Source organism: Streptomyces sp. NPDC059957, assembly GCF_042730015.1.
In the GTDB taxonomy this organism is placed as follows: Bacteria; Actinomycetota; Actinomycetes; order Streptomycetales; family Streptomycetaceae; genus Streptomyces.
Genome location: NZ_JBHWMB010000029.1, coordinates 50695 through 56080, shown reverse-complemented (window position 1 = coordinate 56080; position 5386 = coordinate 50695). Strand labels below are relative to the sequence as shown.

The 5386-nt window shown below is 74.1% G+C and carries 4 protein-coding genes; 1 reads left to right on the top strand and 3 read right to left on the bottom strand.

Translation table 11 applies throughout. The features are described from left to right. Positions 1-322 precede the first annotated feature (322 nt). Complete coding sequence (locus ACFWBW_RS20695) at positions 323-1654, bottom strand: cytochrome P450 (protein WP_385374464.1); 1332 nt, start codon at positions 1652-1654, stop codon at positions 323-325. A gap of 435 nt (positions 1655-2089) precedes the next feature. Here ACFWBW_RS20695 and ACFWBW_RS20690 point away from each other — a divergent pair, with 435 nt between their 5' ends. Then, positions 2090-3757, top strand: coding sequence for a chloride channel protein (locus ACFWBW_RS20690; RefSeq protein WP_385374542.1), 1668 nt, complete (start codon positions 2090-2092; stop codon positions 3755-3757). 57 nt (positions 3758-3814) lie between these two features. Here the strand turns inward: ACFWBW_RS20690 and ACFWBW_RS20685 are convergent, their stop codons facing one another. Together ACFWBW_RS20685 and ACFWBW_RS20680 are read right to left on the bottom strand one after the other, a co-directional pair. Continuing rightward, entirely contained in the window at positions 3815-4657 is an 843-nt protein-coding gene (locus ACFWBW_RS20685) for a hypothetical protein (RefSeq protein ID WP_385374462.1), read from the bottom strand. 9 nt (positions 4658-4666) lie between these two features. Next, complete coding sequence (locus ACFWBW_RS20680; RefSeq protein WP_385374460.1) at positions 4667-5311, bottom strand: NIPSNAP family protein; 645 nt, start codon at positions 5309-5311, stop codon at positions 4667-4669. Positions 5312-5386: the final 75 nt, after the last annotated feature.

The window sequence follows — 5386 nt, the reverse complement described above, 5'->3', positions numbered from 1 at the left end:
TTGGGCGTTATGCACCGCCCCTTTCCTCCCCCCTCCCCCCCCCCCGGGGCCGGCACACCGCTCGTGCCCGGCCCGCCCCGTCACCGACCCGTCCGCCGGCGTGGGGCGCCTTCAAAAGGGTGGGCTCGGGCCGGGCGGACGGCCAGGGACTTTGGTCCCGAGGCAGGGGGCCGCACGTACTCGGCCCGGGCGCAGGTCCACGGCAGACCGGGCCCGCCATCCCGTCAATCGATGGTCGAAAAGCCCTGCCGCCATCAACTTCCGGAGAGTTCCGGCCCGGAATCGGCCGAAGCGCGGAAGGGCCGCCGGGCGGTGATCCCCGTCACGGACGGACGGCGAGCGTCACCGGCGTCGGACCGTCCGGACGCACCGTGATGCTGTAGGCGGCCCTGTCCGGGACGGACCGGAAGGCCGGCGCATGGGCCGGCAGCAGGTGTTCCAGCAACACCGTCGACTCGCGCAGCGCGAACTGCAGACCGAGACAGGCACGGGGCCCGATGCCGAAGGGCACGTACGCCCCCGGGACGGCCGGCCGACCGCCCGGCGCGGTGAAGCGCGTCGGGTCGAAGCGCTCGGGATCGGGCCACAGCGCCGGGTCGCGGTGCGCGAGGTAGGGGCAGACGATCACGTCGGTGCCCGCCTCGATGGCGTAGCCCGCCAGGACGTCGTCCTCGACGGCGTGCCGGGGCAGGATCCAGGCGGACGGATACAGCCGCAAGGTCTCGTTGACCAGGGCCTGGATCGCCTCCCGGCGCTCCGCCGAGCCCTCGCCGCCCGCCGCGAGGGCCCACGCGCGGGCCTCGGGACTGCGGTCGAGCAGCAGGTACAGCCAGGTCAGTGTGGTGGCCGTGGTCTCGTGCCCGGCGACCAGCAGCGTGACCAGCTCGTCGCGGATCAGCCGGTCGGTGTACTCGGGCCGTTCGGCGGAGGCCTCCACCAGCAGGTGGAGCAGCCCGGGCCCGTCGGGACCCGCGGCGCCCCGGCGGGCGGCGGCGATCGCGTGCCGGGCCACGGCGTCGATCCTGGCCAGATCGGCGGCCACCGCCTCCCCGGCGTCGGCGGAATCGGCGGGCAGCGTCGGCAGGGCCGCCACCACGGCCGCGACGGAGCCCAGTTCGTGCTCGGTGTCCGCGTCCAGGGCGCGGCCGGTCAGGGAGCGCCAGATGGTGTCGAGGGCGAAGCGCCGCATCTCCTCCCCGACGTCGAAGACCTCCCCGGTACGGGCGTACGCGGCCCAGCGGCCGGCCGTGATCCGCGCGGCCTCGGCGATCCGCTGCTCGTAGCGGCGCATCCCGGTCCCCGTGAACTGGGACTGCAGGAGCCGCCGTTGCCGCTTCCACGCCTCGCCGGTCGCGGAGAGCACGCCCTCGCCGACCAGCAGCCGGGCACGGTGCGAGCGTTTGACGTAGCGCTGCGGGTGCAGGGCCAGCACGTGCTGGATCGCCCCCGGATCGGTGACCAGCACGGTCGGCCGGTCCCCGGCGCCGTCGCCGGCGCCGAGCCGGAACGCGCCGACCCCGCCGAGCCGTCCGCACACCTCGGCCAGCAGTTCGACGAGCTGGCCTCCGCCCGCGCTCCACCGCTGCACGGCGGAGGGGGCCAGCTCGGGGACCGGGGGAGTGAGGCGGTCCACGGGACCGGCTTCGATGGCCATCGGTGTTCCCCTGTTCGTCCGTTGGTCCGTTCGCAGGCTGGTTTCCGTCGGGTTGAGCCGGGTTCAGCCCGTGCCGGGCCGACGGCAGCACGGACTGTACGGGACCGGGAACGGACGGGGGTCGGCCTTCGGCCAGGCGGCACACCGTCCCCACCGGACCGGCGCCGGACCGGTTCTGACGGCCCCACGGCAGGCCCCGCGGCAGGCTCCCCGGCAGGCCCCGCGGCAGGCTCCGCGCCTGGCCCTACGCCGGGCGGGTGTACCCCCGGCCCGCCTCCCGGCCGAGGCGGCAGGCGGCCCGTTGGATGGGGGTCCGGGGGATCGTGGTCAGGGGCCGGGGCGCGCGATCGGCAGTGGATCGGTTCCTGAGGAGTGGAGATGGGTCCGTTCTCGGCGGACGCGGCACGGGACGCGCTGAACCGCACCCAGGCCGCGATGCTGCTGCCCGTGGTACTCGTGGGCGCCGGGGCGGGACTGGGCGCCGTGGGCTTCCGCTGGCTGATCGAGGTCTTTACCCGGGCGCTGTCCGGCCACGACGACTACTCCTCCGCCGGCCACGCCGACAACCCGTTCGTGCCCTGGCTCGGACCGTACTTCGTGCTGCTCGCACCCGTGGTCGCGGGCGCGCTCTACGGACCGCTCGTCTACCGCTACGCCAAGGAGGCGCGCGGCCACGGAGTCCCCGAGGTGATGTACGCGGTCGCCCGTCAGGGTGGCCGGATCCCGCCCCGGGTCGCGGTGGTGAAGTCCCTGGCCTCCGCGCTGTGTATCGGTGGCGGCGGTTCCGTGGGCCGCGAAGGGCCCATCGTCCAGATCGGGGCCGCCCTCGGCTCCACCGTCGGAGCGCTCCTGCGCGTGCGCGAGGAACGGATGCGGCTGCTGGTCGCCTGCGGCGCGGCGGGCGGCATCGCCGCCACCTTCAACGCACCCCTGGCCGGCGTCTTCTTCTCGATGGAACTGATCCTGCGCGATTTCACGGCCCGTGCCTTCGGCCTGGTGGCCGTCTCCGCGGTCACCGCCAGCGTGATCGGACGCGAAATCCTCGGCGACGAACGGTTCCTGGACCTGGCACCGGTGAACGCCGGCCACCTGGCCGCGTACGCCCTGTACGTACTGCTCGGTGCGGTGGCCGGGGCCGTCGGGGTGCTCTTCACCAAGGTGCTGTACGGGGTGGAGGATCTCTGCGACTCGGTCTGGCACGGCCCGGAATGGCTCCGCCCGGCAGCCGGCGGCATCGTCCTGGGCGCGATCCTGCTCGCACTGCCCGAGATGTACGGGGTCGGCTACCCGGTCCTCGGCAAGGCCGCGGTGGGCGGGTACGCGATCGGATTCCTGCTCGTGCTGCTCATCGGCAAGATCATCGCGTGCAGCGTCACCATCGGGATCGGCGGCTCGGGAGGTGTCTTCGCCCCCAGCCTCTTCGTCGGCGCCATGCTCGGCAGCGCCTTCGGACAGTCGATGGACCACCTCGCCCCCGGAGTGACCGGCTCGGCCATGACCTACGCCGTCATCGGCATGGGCGCGGTCTTCGCCGGTTCGGCCCGCGCACCGATCACCGCGGTCGTCATCATCTACGAACTGACCGGCGAGTACGGGATCATCCTGCCGCTCATGGTCGCCGTCGCCGTCGCCACCGGAGTCAGCCACGCGCTCAGCCGGGACACCGTCTACACGGCCAAACTCCGCCGCCGCGGGGTCGACTTGGACCTGACCGGCCCGGCCGCGATCGAGGTCCGGACCGCCATGGGACCACCGCCGCCGGCGCTCGCGCCCGGCACCGGACTGCGCGAGGCGCTCACGGTGATGATCGAGGCGGGCGCCGACCGCCTCCCGCTCATCGATCGGCACGGCCACTACGTGGGTTCGGTCGGCGCGCCCGCCCTCTCCCGGGCCCTGCACGAAGGCCTCTCCGGGGACACGCCCGTCGAGGCGGTACGGGACCACCCGCCGGCCCTCCTCGCCGGCCAGTCCCTGCAGCAGGCACTGCCGCTCCTCGCCGCGAGCGAGGGCGACGGACTCCCGGTCCTCGACGAGGAACGGCTCCGCCTCCTGGGATGGGTCTCCCACCGCACGGCCCTGCTGGCCCTGCACCCACAGGGCTGACGCGGCGACAGCCGCACGACGTCCCGCTCGGTGAGCCGGTGAGCCGGGAAGCCGGTGTCAGTACGCGCCGATGGACCAGAAGACCCCGACCTCGTCGTCGGACACGGCGATGAGACCCAGTTCATCGAACAGGTCCATGCCCCTGATGTACTCGCTCGTGAGGAACGTGTGGGTCTTCGTCCCTTCGAGGCCGGCCTGGACGAAGTCCCGGGCGGGGTCCGAGGCCGCGTCCAGGGCGTTCGTGAAGAATCGGGCGTCCGGGCCGTAGCGGTCCAGCAGGAACCGTGCGTCGGCCAGCAGGGCGTCGCGATCCGGCCGGTTGCGGACGGGCGTGCAGGGGCCCCACTCCTCCGCCATGACGGCGAGCGAGGTGACGGCCCCCGCAGGCTCCAGCTCGTACAGGCGGTCCCGGAACCCGGCGGCGGGCGGCGGCGCGAAGGGGTACGCCGAGACGGCGCTGCCGGCATCGTCGGTGCGTTCGCCGTCGAGCCGGAGCCAGCCGCGCGGGTCGGGGACCTCGCGGTACATCACGGCGAGCACGTCCGCGGCCCAGTCCTCGTGCCGGCGCGGGCCGGTGGCGAGGAAGACGTACGGGTCCTCCAGCAGGCGCAGGGCCGCCGCGTTCCAGGGGCTGCGGCGCCGCCACAGCTCCATGATGGTGGTGCCGACGCCGAGGGCGAACGCGTAGGCCGGTGAGCGCGGGATGCCGGCCAGCTCTCCGTACCCCCACCGCAGGAGTTCCGTGGCCGCACCGTCCGCGGCGGCCTCGACGAGCTCGCGCGGCACCTCGGGGACGACGGCGGGGTTTCCCCGGTGGAGTTCGCCGGCTGCCCGGGACAGGTCTTCCAGGTGGGCGTCGAGAAGGTCGAGGGCCATGCGGTCGGCGTCCGGCGTGTTCATGGGCCCACCCTAGACTCCCTCTTCCGGATCTTGCTCCCGCAGCCTCAGCAGCCCCCGGACGGGCTCCAGTCGGAGGTGCTGCGGAGCCGACTCGAGAGGGAGGGAGAGGTCCGGCAGGCGCGGTGCTCCCTGCCCCGCGGTGAACCACAGCAAGACCTCCTCACCGCCCCGGACCGGCAGTGCGGGGAAGGTGTTCTCCGCGTGCTCGGTGAGGTGTAGGGCCTGCGCGGGCGTCCCGGCGGCGGTCAGGGCGGGGCGCAGGTGCCGCTCGAAGTGGTCGGAGAAGGCCACGAGGTCCAGGGGGTGACAGATGGTCGCCACGACGGGCCCCGTGGTGGCCGGGGCGGCGAAGCCCGGTCCGCGCAGCAGGAGCACATCGTCCGAGTCGACCATGGTCGCGTTGGCCGCCTCGCGACGGGCCTGCCAGACGGGGCCGCCGTAGAAGGCGTGCAGCGCCCGCGCCCGTGCCGCCATGTCCGGGAAGCTGCGCAGCCGGACGAGGCGGTCCGGCTCGTCGAGGTCCCGGAACCGGCCGCCCACGGTGATGCCGGCCGCCTCCTGCCCGGTGACGAACTCCCGCTCGAAGAGGTCGACCAGGGTGTCCCGGGCGCCCGGGTGGAGGGTGTACTGCCGGAGTTCGACGATGACGTTCATGGCCCGGATGCCAGGGCCGGTCCCCCTCCCCCCCCCCCCCCCCGCCCCCCCCCTGCCCCCCAGCCACCCCCCCCC

What these genes read in the sequence shown, in the direction of transcription:
- ACFWBW_RS20695 (WP_385374464.1), bottom strand. Translation starts at nt 1,654, where the DNA reads ATGGCCATCGAAGCCGGTCCCGTGGACCGCCTCACTCCCCCGGTCCCC.
- ACFWBW_RS20690 (WP_385374542.1), top strand. Translation starts at nt 2,090, where the DNA reads ATGCTGCTGCCCGTGGTACTCGTGGGCGCCGGGGCGGGACTGGGCGCC.
- ACFWBW_RS20685 (WP_385374462.1), bottom strand. Translation starts at nt 4,657, where the DNA reads ATGAACACGCCGGACGCCGACCGCATGGCCCTCGACCTTCTCGACGCC.
- ACFWBW_RS20680 (WP_385374460.1), bottom strand. Translation starts at nt 5,311, where the DNA reads ATGAACGTCATCGTCGAACTCCGGCAGTACACCCTCCACCCGGGCGCC.